This is a genomic window from Candidatus Persebacteraceae bacterium Df01, assembly GCA_030386295.1.
GTDB classification, from domain to species: Bacteria; Pseudomonadota; Gammaproteobacteria; order Tethybacterales; family Persebacteraceae; genus Doriopsillibacter; species Doriopsillibacter californiensis.
The window spans coordinates 276,252-293,209 of the sequence record JANQAO010000002.1; the positions used below are offsets into that span (position 1 = coordinate 276,252).

13 protein-coding genes are annotated in these 16,958 nt (G+C 46.9%); 6 read left to right on the plus strand and 7 right to left on the minus strand.

All coding sequences use genetic code 11. The features are described 5' to 3' along the window. Window positions 1–69: 69 nt before the first annotated feature. The 4 genes from NQX30_04430 to fdhF form a co-directional block, all read right to left on the minus strand. Entirely contained in the window at window positions 70–1,434 is a 1,365-nt protein-coding gene (locus NQX30_04430) for a TRAP transporter large permease subunit (GenBank protein MDM5147616.1), read from the minus strand. 3 nt (window positions 1,435–1,437) lie between these two features. After that, window positions 1,438–2,514 carry a TRAP transporter small permease subunit gene (locus NQX30_04435; GenBank protein ID MDM5147617.1) on the minus strand — a complete coding sequence of 359 codons (1,077 nt, stop codon included), beginning with the start codon at window positions 2,512–2,514 and terminating at the stop codon, window positions 1,438–1,440. Window positions 2,515–2,600: 86 nt separating this feature from the next. Next, on the minus strand, window positions 2,601–3,695 hold the full coding sequence (gene dctP, locus NQX30_04440; GenBank protein ID MDM5147618.1) for a TRAP transporter substrate-binding protein DctP: 1,095 nt from the start codon (window positions 3,693–3,695) through the stop codon (window positions 2,601–2,603). A 180-nt stretch (window positions 3,696–3,875) separates the two neighbouring features. After that, on the minus strand, window positions 3,876–6,680 hold the full coding sequence (gene fdhF, locus NQX30_04445; GenBank protein ID MDM5147619.1) for a formate dehydrogenase subunit alpha: 2,805 nt from the start codon (window positions 6,678–6,680) through the stop codon (window positions 3,876–3,878). 131 nt (window positions 6,681–6,811) lie between these two features. On the opposite strand from fdhF, the gene uvrB reads away from it, so the two are divergent. The 5 genes from uvrB (at window position 6,812) to NQX30_04470 (ending at window position 13,450) form a co-directional block, all read left to right on the plus strand. After that, a complete protein-coding gene (gene uvrB / locus NQX30_04450) occupies window positions 6,812–8,842 on the plus strand; it encodes an excinuclease ABC subunit UvrB (protein MDM5147620.1) in 2,031 nt (676 codons plus the stop codon). Between the two features lie 15 nt (window positions 8,843–8,857). After that, a complete protein-coding gene (locus NQX30_04455) occupies window positions 8,858–9,046 on the plus strand; it encodes a DUF2065 family protein (protein MDM5147621.1) in 189 nt (62 codons plus the stop codon). 191 nt (window positions 9,047–9,237) lie between these two features. Next, window positions 9,238–9,846 carry a DUF924 domain-containing protein gene (locus NQX30_04460; protein ID MDM5147622.1) on the plus strand — a complete coding sequence of 203 codons (609 nt, stop codon included), beginning with the start codon at window positions 9,238–9,240 and terminating at the stop codon, window positions 9,844–9,846. Between the two features lie 160 nt (window positions 9,847–10,006). Continuing rightward, entirely contained in the window at window positions 10,007–11,953 is a 1,947-nt protein-coding gene (locus NQX30_04465) for an acetoacetate--CoA ligase (GenBank protein ID MDM5147623.1), read from the plus strand. 102 nt (window positions 11,954–12,055) lie between these two features. Then, window positions 12,056–13,450, plus strand: a complete 1,395-nt coding sequence (locus NQX30_04470; GenBank protein ID MDM5147624.1) for a Na+/proline symporter — start codon at window positions 12,056–12,058, stop codon at window positions 13,448–13,450. A 74-nt stretch (window positions 13,451–13,524) separates the two neighbouring features. Here the strand turns inward: NQX30_04470 and NQX30_04475 are convergent, their stop codons facing one another. Together NQX30_04475 and gap are read right to left on the minus strand one after the other, a co-directional pair. Next, complete coding sequence (locus NQX30_04475) at window positions 13,525–14,691, minus strand: phosphoglycerate kinase (protein MDM5147625.1); 1,167 nt, start codon at window positions 14,689–14,691, stop codon at window positions 13,525–13,527. A gap of 3 nt (window positions 14,692–14,694) precedes the next feature. After that, window positions 14,695–15,699: a type I glyceraldehyde-3-phosphate dehydrogenase gene (gap, locus tag NQX30_04480; GenBank protein MDM5147626.1), complete on the minus strand. Its 1,005-nt coding sequence runs from the start codon at window positions 15,697–15,699 to the stop codon at window positions 14,695–14,697. A 201-nt stretch (window positions 15,700–15,900) separates the two neighbouring features. On the opposite strand from gap, the gene NQX30_04485 reads away from it, so the two are divergent. After that, window positions 15,901–16,521 carry a hypothetical protein gene (locus NQX30_04485; protein MDM5147627.1) on the plus strand — a complete coding sequence of 207 codons (621 nt, stop codon included), beginning with the start codon at window positions 15,901–15,903 and terminating at the stop codon, window positions 16,519–16,521. Here the strand turns inward: NQX30_04485 and NQX30_04490 are convergent, their stop codons facing one another. Further along, a complete protein-coding gene (locus NQX30_04490) occupies window positions 16,522–16,893 on the minus strand; it encodes a hypothetical protein (GenBank protein ID MDM5147628.1) in 372 nt (123 codons plus the stop codon). Window positions 16,894–16,958: the final 65 nt, after the last annotated feature.

Genomic DNA, 16,958 nt, shown 5'->3' on the forward strand with positions numbered 1-16,958 from the left:
TGCGCTCATTCGTACAAATACGGAAAACTCTCCGCGACAACGATAAAATGCCGTACCTCGTTTGATTAATTATCCATACACTTGGCGCGGCAGCCACAGTGTTAATTCGGGAAAAATAATACACAGCGCCAGCCCCACAATCTGTAAAAGTAAAAACGGTAACGAAGAACGATAGATTTGTGCCATCGTGACTTCCGGCGGTGCTACACTTTTAAGATAAAACAGCGCATAACCAAAGGGGGGGCTCAAAAATGACATTTGCATGTTAACCATATACACCACACCAAACCACAGTGCCAAGTCGTCTGGCGCAACGCCGGGCAATCCAAATACTCCATCAAATGACAGCGTTTTCATCAGCGGCACAAAAATTGGCACAGCCAATAATAAAATTCCCACCCAATCAAGAAACATGCCTAATACCACCAACACAACCATCATCAGTATTAATATGCCGTAAGGCCCAAGACCCAATCCTGTGATAGTACGATTGATAAATTCTTGTCCATCGTTAAATATATAAAACCCCACAAATAAGGTAGCGCCAAAAATAATCCACAACACCATGCCGGTAACTTTGAGCGTAGAAACGGCAGCAGCGCGCATATTGGCGAGCGTCAGCCGCCCATGTATAGCCGACACCACAATAGCACCAAAACTGCCTACTCCGGCGGCTTCCACCGGCGTCGCTACACCAGTAAATATAATTCCTAATACAATGGCAATCAACGCGATAGGCGCGCCAAGATTTTTTAGCAATCGTAATTTTTCTCTGCTCGTCAATCGCTCATCCGGCGGTAACGCTGGTCCAAGTGCTGGATTGAGATAACAACGCACGGAAATATAAGCAATATACATGCCCGACAAAAGCAGCCCGGGAATGACGGCACCAATAAACAGTTCTCCCACCGATTGCTGCGCAACCACCGCAAATAAAATTGCAAGAATCGATGGTGGAATAAGAATGCCCAATGTGCCACCGGCCAATATAGAACCGCAAGCGATAGTAGTGTCATAGCGACGCCGAAGCATCGCTGGCAGAGCAATAAGTCCCATTGTCACTTCGGTAGCACCAATAACACCGCACATAGCCGCTAGTAATGTAGAAGCAATAACGGTAGAACTGGCTAAACCGCCGCGCAGGCCTCCCAACATTTTGTACACCATGTCAAATAGTTCTTCAATCACGCCAGCGCGCTCCAACATGGACGCCATAAAAATAAACATTGGTATTGCCGTGAGTTGATAATCAGTCATCAGCGGATACAGCCGTGATGGAATAATATTAAGCGCACTGGCGTTGCCAAAGATAAACAGAAAAATACAGGCCAGCCCGCCAGTAACAAAAGCCAGCGGTAACCCGAGCATCAAAAGCACCGCCAGCGAACCAAACATAAGAATGGTTAACCAAAAAATATCTATTTCAAAGCCCATAATTTATACGCCCGTATCAAGGCGGCGTAACGCCGCAATATCACTGAGCAGACGAACAACTCCCTGCAATAATATTAAAAAACCACCCAAAGGTAGGGCAAACTTAATTGGCCAATGTGGAATTGCCCATTCGGTAAATGATACTTCTTTGATTACAAAAGAATCGTGAAAAAAAATCCAGCCAGTTGCCAATAATGCACCGGTAAAAATAAAGAAAAAAACAGAAGTTACGACATCAGCGATAGCTCGTGCCCGCAACGATAAATGCATGTACACTACATCCACACGAACATGAGCCTTTTCGCGCAAACAAAACCCACCTGCTAACAGATATTGCATACCAAACATCAAATACATGCTTTCGTGTGCCCATGTGGTGGGCGAATTAAATATATAGCGAGCGATAACTTCATAATAAAAAACAAACACCGCCAAGAGCGTCCAATAAGCAATAAACTCCCCCACGAATTTGTTTATGGCAGATACGGTGCGCGAAAAAAAATCATTGTTAACTACCGTCTCCTCTTCTGGCTCCGGTAATACGGGTGCTGGCGAAGCTTGTGATACGTTGGCCAACCGCACACTACGCGGCAACAAAAAGCATTCCCACAACAAAATAATAAAAATTAAAATCGCCAGATAATAAGATGCGCTACGCCAACCATCCAAAGTGACAGCTAATTTTCTTTCAATCGCCGTTTTTGTTGTAATGTCATCGCGCAACGCGGTAATAGTCGCTTCAGCTTCTTCCTCTTCGGCCTCACGCAAATCAAATTGGGCAATTACAACGTCATTGTGCGCCACTGAATGCTGGTTTCGCGTTAGCCGTGCCTCTTGGTTACACAAAATAATTGCCACAAACAAAGCAACAAAAATCGCCGCCAACCAACTTTTAAGATACAACCGATGCACTCCCATTAAACCGCCTGTCAGGAGGAAAAAATACGCTAACGGTAATGATTTTCGCGATGCAGATTCGCGCGCCGGAAAATGTCGCGTTGCCAACATCAACAACAACGGCAACAAGAAAATGCTACCCCAGTACAGCCAGTGTGGCAAAACAAAAGTTAGCTCAGGCACGAATTAGTGGCGACAAAATTGGCAAAAGGCAAACAAAAATGCCCGCCTTTATAGCAGCGGGCATTATTTACAAGAAGTAATGATGATTAGAGCGAATACCCTTTAACCATTTTTGGCGTCACATAGCCTAAAGAGCCAGACATCATGTAATCCAATTGGATTTTGAAAGCTTCGGCACTCTCGGGAGATTTTTTGGCCCACTCAAACCAGATAGGCACCGCTAACGCAGTGAATTTTTCGACATCCGACTCGGACAAACGCGTAACGCGAGTTCCAGCAGCAGTAAGCTTGGGCCACGCCTCTTGGTCAGCTTTTTGAATGGCGGCGTGATGATGGACGGAATAAGCGTACACTTCGGCTTCTAAAAATTGCTTCATTTTCGGAGACAATGCATTCCAGGGTTCCATGCCTACCGTCAAATCCATCAAGTCAACCGGCTGATAAATGGACATAAACCCTTGCGGTCCTGTAGACACGTAATTAGTAACTTGATGAAAACCATATTCATAATTAAGAGCTGGACCAACATAATCAGCAGCGTCAATGGTGCCTTTTTCCAACGCCGGGAAAATCTCGCTGCCCGGCAACAAAGTGGTTTTAGCACCCGCCGCTTCAAATAGCTTTGCCACCATGCCACCCGGAGCCCGAAGTTTGCGCCCCTTAAAGTCATCAATAGAATTAATCGGAACTTTAGAATGAATAATGTTTGCACCATGATGAATAATACCAACAAAATGCATTCCCAATCTGGCATACGCTTTACGCGCAATTTCCAAACCACCCAAACCATAATAAAATACATCCCACTCGTGCGGTTGGCGCAAGCCCAGAGGGTAAGAACTCAAAAAAGCACCTAATGGCAGCTTCTGTTGATAATAAATCGTGAACGGATTAGCCGCCTCCAAAACACCATTTTTGACCGCATCGTAAAGCGAAAAATCGCCGACTACATCTTTGGCACCAAAAGGTTTAAAAGCTAATTCACCACCAGTTTTTTCCGCGATAGTACCGCACCAATCTTTAAAAACCTGCAATCCCAAACCACCCGGCCACGATGTTTGTATTTTCCAAGTAGTGGTTTCCGCAGCTTTGGCATTACGTATGTAAGGCATCGCCAACCCAGCACCAACAGCGGCACCCAAAAAGCGACGACGGGAATGTTTTGCGTTAGATTTTTCCATTTTTTTCTCCTGTTTGATATTTAAATATGCAAACGATAACGCAAACCGCGTCCGTCCACTCTCTCGTGTGAAATATAACACAAATCATGTGTGGAAATTAGGGCAACGCCCCAACAAAAATTATGACAAGGAGCTCCTCCGAAAAACGGTTTTTCCGAAGATAACGATTACGGTATTTTTCTAATGCGCCGCCACACCGCCGCCAAATGACAATGCCACTGTTGGCTCGCCGCCCTTTTCCACTTTTACCGCACAGTATTTAAATTCCGGAATTTTTCCGTCCGGATCCAACACCGGATTAGTCAGCATGTTGGCCGCCGCCTCGTAGTAGCAAAACGGTATAAATACCGCACCACGCGGTACACCACCATCTCCACGAGCCGTTAAACTAACCGCGCCGCGCCGCGAACGCACAGTCACGGTATCACCTGCTTGTAGTTGTGCAGATGACAATTCTTGTGGATTTATATACACCGTTGGCGCTGGCTCCAAAGCATCTAGCACCCGCGTTCGCCGAGTCATCGCGCCAGTATGCCAGTGCTCCAGTTCACGTCCGGTGATCAATACTAATGGATAATCAGCATCAGGACGCTCAGCGGCAGGCGAAAATGCCGCCGGCACAAAACGCCCCAATCCATCAGTAGTGGGAAATTTTTCGGTAAAAATAATCGGCTCTCCGGCATCTCCAACAGCACGGCAAGGATATGTCACCGAATGTTCGGACTGCAACCGCTCCCACGTAATGCCGGCAATAGATGGCATGGCTCGCCGCATTTCTTCAAATACTCGCCGTACACCAGAATTTTCGCCACGATACTTCCACTTTAAGTCCAGCCGCCGCGCAATTTGTTGAATAATCCACAAGTCCTGCCGCGCCAAACCGGGAACATCCAACGCTCGTCGCCCCAGCTGTACCATGCGATCAGTATTAGTAAATGTGCCAGTTTTTTCGACAAACACCGACGCCGGCAACACCACATCCGCCAACGCTGCGGTTTCAGTAAGAAAAATATCTTGCACCACCAGCATTTGTAAAGATGCCAGCCCCTGACGTGCGTGCGCTGCATCAGGATCGGACATAGCGGGGTTCTCTCCCATCACATACATGCCGCAAATTTCGCCCTGACAAGCAGCGTCAATTACCTCAACCACAGTCAGTCCCGGCTTGTTGTCCAACGGCATTCCCCACAGCTCTTCAAATCGTTTCCGTGCACTCTCATCATCCACACGCTGATAATCGGGAAACATCATTGGAATTAACCCTGCATCCGAAGCGCCCTGCACATTATTTTGTCCGCGCAAGGGATGCAAACCACATCCAGGACGGCCAATATTGCCGGTCATCATAGCCAGCGCAATCAGACAACGGGCATTATCGGTGCCATGTGTATGCTGTGACACACCCATACCCCAAAAAATCATCGCTCGCTCAGCAGTACCATACAAGCGTGCCGCTTGGCGAATTTCCTCTGCTGGAATACCGCAAATGTCTTCCATTTTTTCCGGCGGGCAAGTCAACGCTTGCGCCCGCAATAATTCAAAATCTTTAGTGCGAGAACGAATAAATTCTTCATCCGTTAGATTTTCAGTAATGATAACGTGCATCATAGCGTTGAGCAATGCTACGTCAGAATCAGGCTTCATCTGCATTGTGATTTCGGCATGCGCCGCCAATTCTGACCGACGTGGATCGGCGACAATAAGGCGCGTACCGCGCGCAGCAGCATTTTTCATCATTGTCGCGGCAACGGGATGATTAACCGTAGGATTGGCGCCAATGACAAATGCAACATCAGCCTGCAATACATCCGACACTTGATTAGAAACAGCACCGGAGCCGATACCCTCCAACAGCGCTGCCACTGAAGAGGCGTGACACAAACGAGTGCAGTGGTCCACATTGTTAACACCAAACCCTGTGCGTACTAATTTTTGAAACAAATATGCTTCCTCATTGCTGCCCTTGGCCGAACCAAAACCGGCGAGCGCACCACCACCTTTCTCGTCACGAATCGCTCGCAAACCATCAGCGGCAAAATCAAGTGCTTGCTTCCAATCAACCTCGCGAAACACGTCTCGCCAATTATCAGGTTCTAACAGCCCGTTTGCGTCTTTAGGCACATCATCACGACGAATCAGTGGACTTGTCAACCGATGTGGATGGTGCGCGTAATCAGCACCGTAGCGGCCTTTCACGCACAAACGGCTGTGATTAGCCGGTCCGTCACGTCCTTCTACATACGAAATGCGATTGTCTTTAACATGGTAAGTAGTTTGACAACCAACACCACAATACGGGCATAATGAAGGTACAGATTTTTCCTGCTGCTGCAACAATATATCGCCAAAAGGCGCCAGCGCTCCGGTCGGACAAGCTTGCACGCATTCGCCACAGCCGACACAGGTACTCTGCCCCATTGGTGTGTCAAAATCAAACACAATCCGAGCGCTTGCACCACGTCCAGCATAGCCGATAACGTTGTTTACCTGCTCTTCGCGACAGGCTCGTACACAACGAGTACATTGAATACAGGAGTCCAGATTCACCGTCATTGCCGGATGCGATTTATCTGGCGGCGGTTGTTGGCGGGCAGCAAAACGTGTCTCCTTCACATCCAATTCTTGTGCCCACCGAGTAAGCTCCGAGTCTGCTTTGCGCACAGTAGTAGACGTATCGGCGATAAGTAATTCCACAATCATTTTTTGTGCATGGCGAACGCGGTTGTTGCTGGCAGAAACTTTCATACCCGCTGCCGGCTGGCGGCAGCAAGACGGCGCCAAGGCACGCTCTCCATCAATTTCTACCATACAGGCACGACAGTTGCCGGCTGCACGATACCCCTGCTTGTAACATAGGTGCGGAATCTCCACGCCATAGCGGCGTGCGGCTTCCAAAATATTTTCGCCGGCGTAAGCGATAACTGGTTGATTATCCAGTTCAAATTCCACCGCCTCTGCCGATGGTGACAATGTATGTTGAGGCATAAAAAACTCTCTTTCTTTGACTGGAATTGTACCAGTCATGCGGCAACCGCATAGCAATTTTTATTACACATTTATAATGTGTGGCATGATGGATTGTAGTAAAAACATTGCTCCCTGCCAACACCGCACAAGTGAATAAAAAAATCGCTTCCACTTCATCGCTGTCGCGGGCACAGTTTGACTTGCAATCGCCTTATGCGCCAATGGGAGACCAACCGCAGGCAATCACACAACTCAGTGCTGGCCTCGCCGCCGGACAACCCGCACAAACGCTGATGGGTGTGACCGGCTCCGGCAAAACCTATACCATGGCTAATGTCATTGCCAAACATGGGCGTCCCACAATGGTGATGGCACACAATAAAACGCTAGCGGCACAATTGTATGCCGAATTTCGAGAATTTTTCCCACAAAATGCAGTGGAATATTTTGTTTCCTATTACGACTACTACCAACCTGAAGCCTACGTACCGGCACGCGATTTGTTTATTGAAAAAGACTCCAGCATTAACGAACACATAGAACAAATGCGATTATCGGCAACTAAAGCGCTGATGGAACGACGCGATTGCATTATTGTCGCCACCGTATCGGCAATTTATGGCATCGGCGACCCAGTGGATTATCACAGCATGATTTTGCATTTAAAGAACGGTGACTCGCTGTCACGCGAAAGCATTATCAAACGTCTAGTTACTATGCAGTATGAGCGCAATAAAGCCGATTTTAAACGCGGTGTTTTTCGTGTGCGTGGCGACACTATTGATATTTTCCCAGCAGAAAATGCCGATCACGCGGTGCGTGTGGATTTATGCGATGATGAAATAGAAAGCCTTTTTTTATTTGACCCACTAACCGGTCGCAAACACCGCCGAGTAGAGCGTTATACGGTGTACCCCTCATCGCATTACGTAGCACCGCGCAGCACTCTGTTACGCGCTATGGCAGCGATTAAAGAAGAACTGGTAACGCACTCGGAGGAGCTACGTACCACTCGACGTGAATTGGAAGCAGTGCGGCTAGAAGAACGGGTGCGCTTTGACTTGGAAATGATGGAAACAATGGGATTTTGCAAAGGCATTGAAAATTATTCGCGTCACTTATCAGGACGACAACCCGGTGAACCACCACCAACGCTGTTTGACTATCTGCCCGCCGATGCTCTGCTATTTATTGATGAATCACACGTGACCATTCCGCAGTTGGGTGGCATGTTTCGCGGCGATCGCTCGCGCAAAGAAACGCTGGTGCAATACGGATTTCGCCTGCCGTCAGCGTTGGATAACCGACCATTAAAATTTGAAGAATTTGAAAAGCTCAAACCACAAGCAGTTTATGTATCAGCCACACCGGCGAAATATGAGCTTAGCACCACCAGTCATATGGTACAACAAGTGTTACGCCCCACCGGTCTAGTAGACCCACAAGTGCTAGTGCGTCCGGCGCGCACTCAAGTGGATGATTTGTGTGGTGAATTGAAAGAACGAACGGCGCGTGGGGAGCGGGTACTGGTAACCACGTTGACCAAGCGCATGGCTGAACAATTTACAGAATTTCTCACTGAAACGGGAGTGCGGGCACGCTATTTACACGCCGACATAGACACCGTAGAACGCGTGGAAATCTTACGCGATTTACGGCTAGGCACTTTTGACGTGCTAGTAGGTATTAATTTATTGCGCGAAGGATTGGATTTGCCTGAAGTGTCGTTGGTTGCAATTTTTGATGCTGACAAGGAAGGTTTTTTGCGCTCCGAGCAATCACTCATTCAAACCATGGGGCGAGCAGCACGACATATCAATGGCACGGCCATCTTGTACGCAGACAAAGAAACCGGATCAATGCAAAGGGCACTGGCCGAAACGCAGCGGCGGCGCGACATACAAGTGGCATACAATAAGCGCCACGGCATCCACCCCGAAAGCATAAAAAAAGCAGTGCATGACATAATTAAAACGGGCGAAGACGTAACGGAACCTACCGCACCGCGTAACAACCGCCGCCTCAGCGAGGCCGAAGCGGGGCGCGAATTACGGCGCCTAGAAAAGAAAATGCATAAACATGCCCGCGATTTAGAATTTGAGCAGGCGGCGGATGTGCGCGATCAAATTCGCATTATCAAGCGCCAAACACTGGGCGTCACCACAGACAATGCTGCATAACCGCCGGTATCAAAAATGACAATCAGCGCGCTGTTATCGGTTATCGGCTTACTATTACTGATTGAAGGCGTATTTTTGCTGTTTGTACGCGAATCATCATGGCGGCGATTTTCTCAAATAATCACCGAAATAACTGTCGGCCAGGTACGTACTGTCGGCATAATCATGGTCTGTTGTGGTTTATTGTTACTGGCGTTTTTTTAGTAGCTCTTCGTATTTTGTTGTTCAACGCATTTCACAAAAACCGCATAAAAAATAAATTGTTTCAATTAACCTACTTTTTATCTTACCCTATCTTTACAAATCCGGAAATTTTTTAAATATTTCTGAACAACCTACCTATATCCCATATCAAGTCACGTTGAACTTATACAAAAAATGGATACAATCGCAACATGACTACACCACAGGATATTCTTGATTTTTGGTTCGGCGACATAGCTGACGGCTGGACAACAGAAGACCACAGCACACTTTGGTTCCTAGGACGCGCTGATGATGATGCGCGCATTTTCGCACGCTTTGGCAATGACATTATTCGCGCCATAAACGGCGATTTTGAGGAATGGCTACAAACACCTGAAGGCACGTTGGCACTTATCCTTTTACTGGATCAGATGACACGCGCAACACGCCGCGGCACGGTAACAGCGTTTGCCGGCGATGCACGGGCATTGCAAATTTGTCAAGATGGTATCACCGCGGGTAGTGATCAAAAACTACCACCAGTGTACCGAATTTTCTTTTATCTGCCACTAGAGCACAGTGAAAATCTTGCCCATCAGGAACGCTGTGTTGCGTTGTACGCCACCTTGCGACAAAGCACGCCGGAACGGGAAAGTGAACTTGCCCAAACATACGTTTACGCACTCAAACACCGTGATATCATCGCCCAATTCGGTCGCTTCCCACACCGCAATGAAGTACTAAACCGCACCGACACAGTAGAAGAAAGAACGTACCTGGAAAGCACTGACGAACGCTTTGGTCAGCAAGCAAAATAACTGTGACAGATTTTCTGTTCGCCAACTGAATGAAATAAAAAGTCAATGACTATGACAACCGTTTTTTTAATGCGGTTATCACATTATTTAGTCACTTCAATAAAAAATAATAAAGTGATAATGTAAATTTCACAAAATACCACGTATTGATAATTCGCAAATGACAAGCACGCCTATTTTATGGGAACCTTCGGAAGCACGTCAACAAAACAGCCGCATGGTGGAATTTATTGATGCTATAAATCAGCGATACAATTTATGCTTGCCTCGCCAATATGCGCCACTATGGGAATGGTCAGTAAATGAACCTGCATTATTTTGGGAGGCTGTATGGGATTTCTTTGGTGTTATTGGCGATAAAGGCGAGCGGCGGCTGATACATCCCAAATCCATGTTCGGTGCACAGTTTTTTCCCGATGCGAAATTAAATTTTGCTGAAAACTTGCTTACCCATGCGGACGAGCGTCCTGCACTCATCGCTTGGAACGAAAACGGGCAAGCACAAACACTCAACCGTGCCGACCTGCTAACGCAGGCACAACAACTGGCCGGCTGGTTGCGGCTCAATGGCGTTGGTCCCGGTGACCGCGTGGGTGCCTATCTGCCAAATATTCCTGAAACTGTCGTCGCTTTTTTGGCAACAACATCGCTAGGAGCCATATTTTCTTCCTGCTCCATGGATTTCGGTGCTGACGGCGTAACTTCTAGGCTAGGACAAATCACACCCACCATATTAATTACCGCTGACGGTTATCGTTATGCTGGTCGAGACATTTCTCGGCAAGACACCGTTGCCGATATTATGGCGCGCATTCCTTCCGTACGTGCCGTCTTAACCGTTCCCTATTTACACAAAAATGCCGCGCCAATAGCGGGGGGGTGTCTTTGGCAAGACGCTTTAACTACCGAACCGATAACAGATTTTTATCCGTGTGCGTTCAACGACCCACTGGTCATTTTATTTTCATCAGGAACCACCGGTGCGCCTAAATGTATCGTTCACAATGTAGGTGGCGTTTTATTGCAACATCTTAAAGAGTTAGGGTTACACACCGATTTACACGCTAATGAAAGTATTTTTTACTTCACTACGTGCGGCTGGATGATGTGGAATTGGTTAGTGAGTTCACTCGCTTTACAAGCGACGCCGGTGCTTTTTGAGGGGGATCCCACACACCCATCACCGGCGGTATTATGGGACATGGCGGATGCCTGTTCGGTAACGGTATTTGGTGCTTCTGCCAAATATGTAGACACGTTACGCAAAGCGAGTATCGCCCCACGACATACTCACCAATTGAAAATGTTGCGCACAATTTGTTCTACTGGATCACCGCTACTAGCCGACAGCTTTAAATATGTGTACAGCAACATTAAAGCAGACGTACAATTGGCGTCTATTTCTGGCGGAACTGACATTGTGTCATGTTTCGTTTTGGGCAATCCGCTAGATAAAGTGCGATTGGGAGAGATTCAATGCCGAGGGCTGGGCATGACGGTAGATGTGTACGACGATGCTGGGCAACCATTACGCAATGCGCCGGGAGAATTTGTGTGCACAACACCTTTTCCCAGTATGCCGGTTATGTTTTGGGATGATGAAGATGGCACAAAATACTATAACGCTTACTTTTCCCGTTTTCAAAATGTGTGGGCGCACGGCGATTGGGCAACGCTCACTGCTCACGGTAGCCTTGTAATTCACGGACGTTCAGACGCCACACTTAATCCCAGCGGAGTGCGCATTGGCACGGCAGAAATTTATCGCCCTGTAGAAGCCTTTGATGAAATCGCCGAAGCCTTGGCGGTGGGACAAGAATGGCAGGATGACCAGCGGGTGATATTATTTGTGCGTTTGGCTGTGGAAACGGTACTAGATGATATATTGCGCGAACGGTTACGCACCGCCATTCGCCAAAGTGCTAGCCCCCGCCATGTACCAGCCAAAATTATCGCCGTTGCCGACATGCCCCGCACTCGCTCAGGAAAAATTAGCGAAATTGCAGTTAGAGATATTATTCACAATCGTTCAATTAAAAATTTAGAAGCGCTGACAAATCCGGAAACGCTAGATTATTTTAAAAACCTGTCAGAATTGCAAGGTTAAACGAAAAATAAAATATTTTGCACGTTGTTATAAATTCAAACACCCTTACAACGCGCTACTATCTCATCAAATTATCACGATACTAAACGAAAGTTCTCACTTATGAATATCGGTTTTTTGGCTACCTCAGGTCTTTTCTACATGCTGGTTGTCTGGTACGTTGCCCCTCGTCATGTTAGTGTTAATCAATTTTTTACTGGCAAATCTAATAAAAAAACAGAACCCGCTTTTTTATTATTAGCCGCCAGTGCCGCTATCAGTTGGATATTTGCCAAATCTATTGTTAATTCCGCTGCACTGACTCACGCTTTTGGTCTGTGGGGCGGATTCGGTTACGCTATTTATTATTTATCCTTTATCGTTGTGGCAGTAACGATTTATTTTTTGCGCGTGCACGGTGGTTACCGTTCATTACCAAATTTTATTTCTACGCGCTACGGCGCACTGTGCATGAAACTTTTTATTATCGCCATCGCCATTCGCTTGTTTAACGAGGTATGGTCTAACACCAAAGTAGTGGGACTCTTTTTTGGCGACGAGGGTGGCGGCGGTTACTGGCTGGCGGTAATAATATTCACACTTTTTACCGCATTTTATACACTCAAAAGCGGCTTACGCGGCAGCCTGCTTACTGACGGTCTGCAAATGTTACTGGCTTCAATTTTGCTGGTTATTGTAATGGCAAGCATTTTGCCGTCATTTTCCGGCGGCTTGCCCGCCGCTACTGAAACACAAGTAGCCGGTGGCATTACCTTTGCGCTATTGGCGCTGGTACAAATCACCTCTTACGGTTTTCACGATCCGGTTCTCACCGACCGCGCCTTTGTAACCAATCCCAAACGCATGTTGGGTGCTTTTTGTCTGGCCGGACTGGTTGGTGGCACATTTATCGTGCTTTTCGGTCTGACCGGTCTGTATGCCAAAACCATTGGTCACGAAAACGGCAATATCATGGCCAGCATTGCCGGTGCGGTGTCACTGCCGCTGCTTATTGTATTCAATGTCATGATGCTAACCTCGGCAGGATCTACACTAGATTCCACTTTTTCTTCTACTGCAAAAATGACGGCTCTCGATTTCAACCAACAAGCCACCGCTGATCAAAAGGCACTCTCCAAAGGGCGTATTTCAATAGTAATTATCGCTCTCTTGGGCAATCTACCTTTGCTGTCACTGTATTTAGGCGATAAAGTGGGGCCAGCGATTATCGCCGCCACAACCATTAGCGGCACGATGGTAATGGGATTGGCACCAATTTTTCTGTTATCATTTATTCGCCGAGCAGGCGTGTTGAGCTTTCATTTGTCGTTTTGGGCTGGGTTAGCACTGGGTATCTGGCTTGCGGTAGCGAAAGCTTCCGTTCCGGCATGGATGATCATCGGTAGCGGAAAATATGCCGTGCATTTAGGTGTAAATGTGTGGGGATTAGCATTGTGTTCCCTATTGTATGTAGCTGCTGCATTTATTGTGCCTGCTAAGTCAATAGCGAAAAATTAAAATCAATCCCCGTCAATAACGCCAATATTTCCGTTATTGACGGGGAAATCTAGATTATTCTTGTATCCGGTTACTTACCGCTTTAAAACGCTAGCCAATCCCGGCATGGGGCTGCCTTCTATAAATTGCAAAAACGCTCCTCCCCCTGTAGACAAATAAGAAATGCCACTTTTTACTTCGCTTTGCGCTACCGCCGCCAGCGTATCGCCACCACCTGCCAGCGAATACGCTGGTGATGCTGCAATCATTGCTGCCAGCGCCCGAGTGCCAGCAGAAAATGGCGGCTGCTCAAACCATCCCAAAGGACCATTCCAAATAATAGTTCCTGCCTTGGCCAACACTCTGCCATAAGCAGCGCAAGCGGCGGGACCGACATCCACGATACGACCATCCCCAATATCGGACAACTCAGATAGCCGTAACACCCGAATATTTTCACCACTTCCATCAACAACCGTCACATCTTCTGGTAATAATGTTTTATCGGCATGCGCACTGAGAAACTTTTTGGCCTCGCCAAGCATGTCGTGCTCAGCTAGTGAGTTTCCGATTGGGTTTTCTTCCGCCAGCAACAAAGTATTGGCAATACCGCCTCCGGCAATTAAATAGTCACACGTTTGCATTAAATTATTTAACGCAGCAAGTTTGGTAGATACTTTGGCGCCACCCACCACCGCTACCACCGGTTTGGTGGGATTAAACAACGCTTTTTTCAACGCTTCCACTTCAGCTTGAAGTAACAAACCAGCGCAACACGCTGATGTGGCTTGTGCTAATGCGCTAGTAGACGCTTCAGCACGGTGGGCAGTGGCAAAGGCGTCCATCACAAATACGTCACCCAGTGTTGCGTAACGGGCAGCAAGATCTGGGCTGTTTTCTTTTTCTCCAACGTTAAAACGCGTGTTTTCCAGCATCCATACTGCGCCCGGAGGCGGCTGTTGTGTCGGCCAATTCCGACAAAAAACCACGTCTTGGCTAATTAAATTTTGTAACTGTGCCGCCACTGGTGCCAATGAACGTGCCGGATTAGGCTCACCTGCTCGCGGACGTCCCAAATGCGACAGGCACAATACGCCACCGCCATTTTCCAAAATATGGTGAATGGTCGGAAGCGCCGCACGAATACGCGTGTCATCGGTGCAGTTGCCATCCACCATCGGCACGTTAAAGTCCGCGCGCAACAATGCAATTTTCCCATGCCAATTAATGTCAGTAAGCGTATAAAAGTCAAATGCTGACATACGTTATTCGGCCATCACCGCAGCAACATCTACCATCCGACAAGCAAAACCCCACTCATTGTCATACCAAGCCATCACTTTAACCAACCGTTTATTCATTACTTGGGTTTGAGTCGCATCAAAAATAGAAGAATATACGGTGTGATTAAAATCGGATGACACCAAAGGCTCATCATTAACGGTCATAACTCCAGTAGGCATGTTTGCCGCAGCCTTCCGCATCATGTCATTAATGGCGTTGGCATCGGTATCATTAGCCAGTAAGCAAGTCAAATCTACCAGAGACACATTTTTGACCGGCACCCGAGCGGCAACACCGTTTAGTTTGCCGGCAAGCTCGGGGATTACTAATCCAACCGCTGCCGCCGCCCCAGTTTTGGTCAGAATAATGGATTCGCCAGCTGCCCGCGCCCGCCGCAGATCTTTGTGTGACTCATCCAGTATTTTTTGGTCGTTCGTAGAGGCGTGCACCGTACTCATCCAGCCACATTCAATACCGACGTTATTGTGCAAGGTTTGAGCAACCGGTGCTAAGCAATTGGTAGTGCATGATGCAGCGGAAACAATAGCACATTTTTTTTCGGTAAGAACGCTATGGTTTACCCCGTACACTACCGTCGCGTCGGAATTTTTTCCCGGCGCGGAAATTAGAACCTGCTGGGCACCAGCTTGCAAATGGCGTGCCGCATCATCACGAGCTGTAAAAATTCCTGAGCATTCCATTACCAGTTGTGTATCGGTAGCCTGCCAGTTAATATCGTCAATATTGGTATGACGACTGTAAGGAATACGATTCCCGTTAACAAGCAAAGCATCACTACTCACTTCCACTGAGGCGGCGAAACGCCCGTGAGTACTGTCATAACGCAACAAATGCGCGGCGATATTAATATCGGAACGGCTGTTAATGGCGGAAATGCAAACATCGTCACGCCCACTTTCTACTAACGCTCGTAATACACAGCGACCAATGCGCCCAAAACCATTAATACCGACCCGAATAAACATATGCTATCCTCAAAATGTTACGATTATATAACGCCTTCATTGTCGCAATTAGTCGCTTTTTTATCCGCTTTCAAATCTAATCTTTTTTTCTGCGCAACGATGACTATAATTACCCTCACTCATGTATGAAAATCAACCATTTCCACGCGCGATAATAAATGTGAATGAAATCGCAAAGAATTTTATTTCCCACTGCTAGCAATGTCAAATTTGATAAAAAAAATTCTCGCGCGCAAAGTGCCGGCTATCACCAATCAAACCGCACTGACCTCTTTTATTGATGGCAGTAGTGCTTATGTCGCACAGTCAACCTTGTATGGTTATATCAAAACACGCGCAGGATTCGAATATTTTCGCCTATTTGACGACAAGATTTTTGTGAATTCTATTAATGTCGCTAAATGGAACATTTATGCCGCCTGCGTTAGCGATTTAACGCTATTTTGCGGTGCTCATATTCGCCAACAATTACAAACCTCTGATAATTTATTAACCGTTTTCATGGCTACTTGTGCCGAAAGCGCCTTTGCCGAACACGGCACACCGACAGATGCTGGCGATGATTATGTAAAGTTAGTACAAAAAGCCCTGGAGCGCGTCCGCACTGTTTATTGGTTGGATTTACCCGCTGATGAAAGCCCTTTTTCACACAGCCCTGATGCGCTTGTTTATTGGTCGCCAATCGCCGACAATCACAAAAAACATGATGCCGCTATCGTTAAAAATTCCATTACTTTTAAGTGGAAAGAAATACGCGATAATTTTCGCCATCAAGCAAACTTACCTGCTCTTGCAAATGAAATATTACAGCAAAAAACGTAATTAAAAATAACCGCGTAAATTGTTATATACGTCGTAAATTATGCGCGCAATATCACTTTCAAGTGGAAATGACAGCATGCCGAATGTCGAATAACCCAAAAACAATGGCATTAGATAAAAACGGAACATATAAAAAAACCATGCTACATAAAGCGGCACCATAGGACGCAATAAAAATTTTGGGGTAATCGGTGCAAAACAACGTAATAAAGGATTGGTAACGCGAACGAAAAACTTCATAAAGAAAAAGTTTGATGTCTCTGGTAGAAAAATATTCATGCCAAAACGCCCGATAAGCGTCCACATCGCGGCGCCCATCACATAATCAATCACGATAACCCAAATCGGGAAAGGGTCAGCGGCTAAATCCATTCAAGTTAACTGCCTTGTTGAATATTAAATAAATCGGGGCAACAAATGTCGCCCCGATTGAAAAC

Bases quoted from the DNA above. Each gene is read 5' to 3' on its own strand.
- NQX30_04460 (MDM5147622.1), top strand. From the start codon at position 9,238: ATGACTACACCACAGGATATTCTTGATTTTTGGTTCGGCGACATAGCT.
- fdhF (MDM5147619.1), bottom strand. From the start codon at position 6,680: ATGCCTCAACATACATTGTCACCATCGGCAGAGGCGGTGGAATTTGAA.
- NQX30_04485 (MDM5147627.1), top strand. From the start codon at position 15,901: ATGTCAAATTTGATAAAAAAAATTCTCGCGCGCAAAGTGCCGGCTATC.
- NQX30_04430 (MDM5147616.1), bottom strand. From the start codon at position 1,434: ATGGGCTTTGAAATAGATATTTTTTGGTTAACCATTCTTATGTTTGGT.
- NQX30_04465 (MDM5147623.1), top strand. From the start codon at position 10,007: ATGACAAGCACGCCTATTTTATGGGAACCTTCGGAAGCACGTCAACAA.
- dctP (MDM5147618.1), bottom strand. From the start codon at position 3,695: ATGGAAAAATCTAACGCAAAACATTCCCGTCGTCGCTTTTTGGGTGCC.
- NQX30_04470 (MDM5147624.1), top strand. From the start codon at position 12,056: ATGAATATCGGTTTTTTGGCTACCTCAGGTCTTTTCTACATGCTGGTT.
- NQX30_04490 (MDM5147628.1), bottom strand. From the start codon at position 16,893: ATGGATTTAGCCGCTGACCCTTTCCCGATTTGGGTTATCGTGATTGAT.
- NQX30_04455 (MDM5147621.1), top strand. From the start codon at position 8,858: ATGACAATCAGCGCGCTGTTATCGGTTATCGGCTTACTATTACTGATT.
- NQX30_04475 (MDM5147625.1), bottom strand. From the start codon at position 14,691: ATGTCAGCATTTGACTTTTATACGCTTACTGACATTAATTGGCATGGG.
- gap (MDM5147626.1), bottom strand. From the start codon at position 15,699: ATGTTTATTCGGGTCGGTATTAATGGTTTTGGGCGCATTGGTCGCTGT.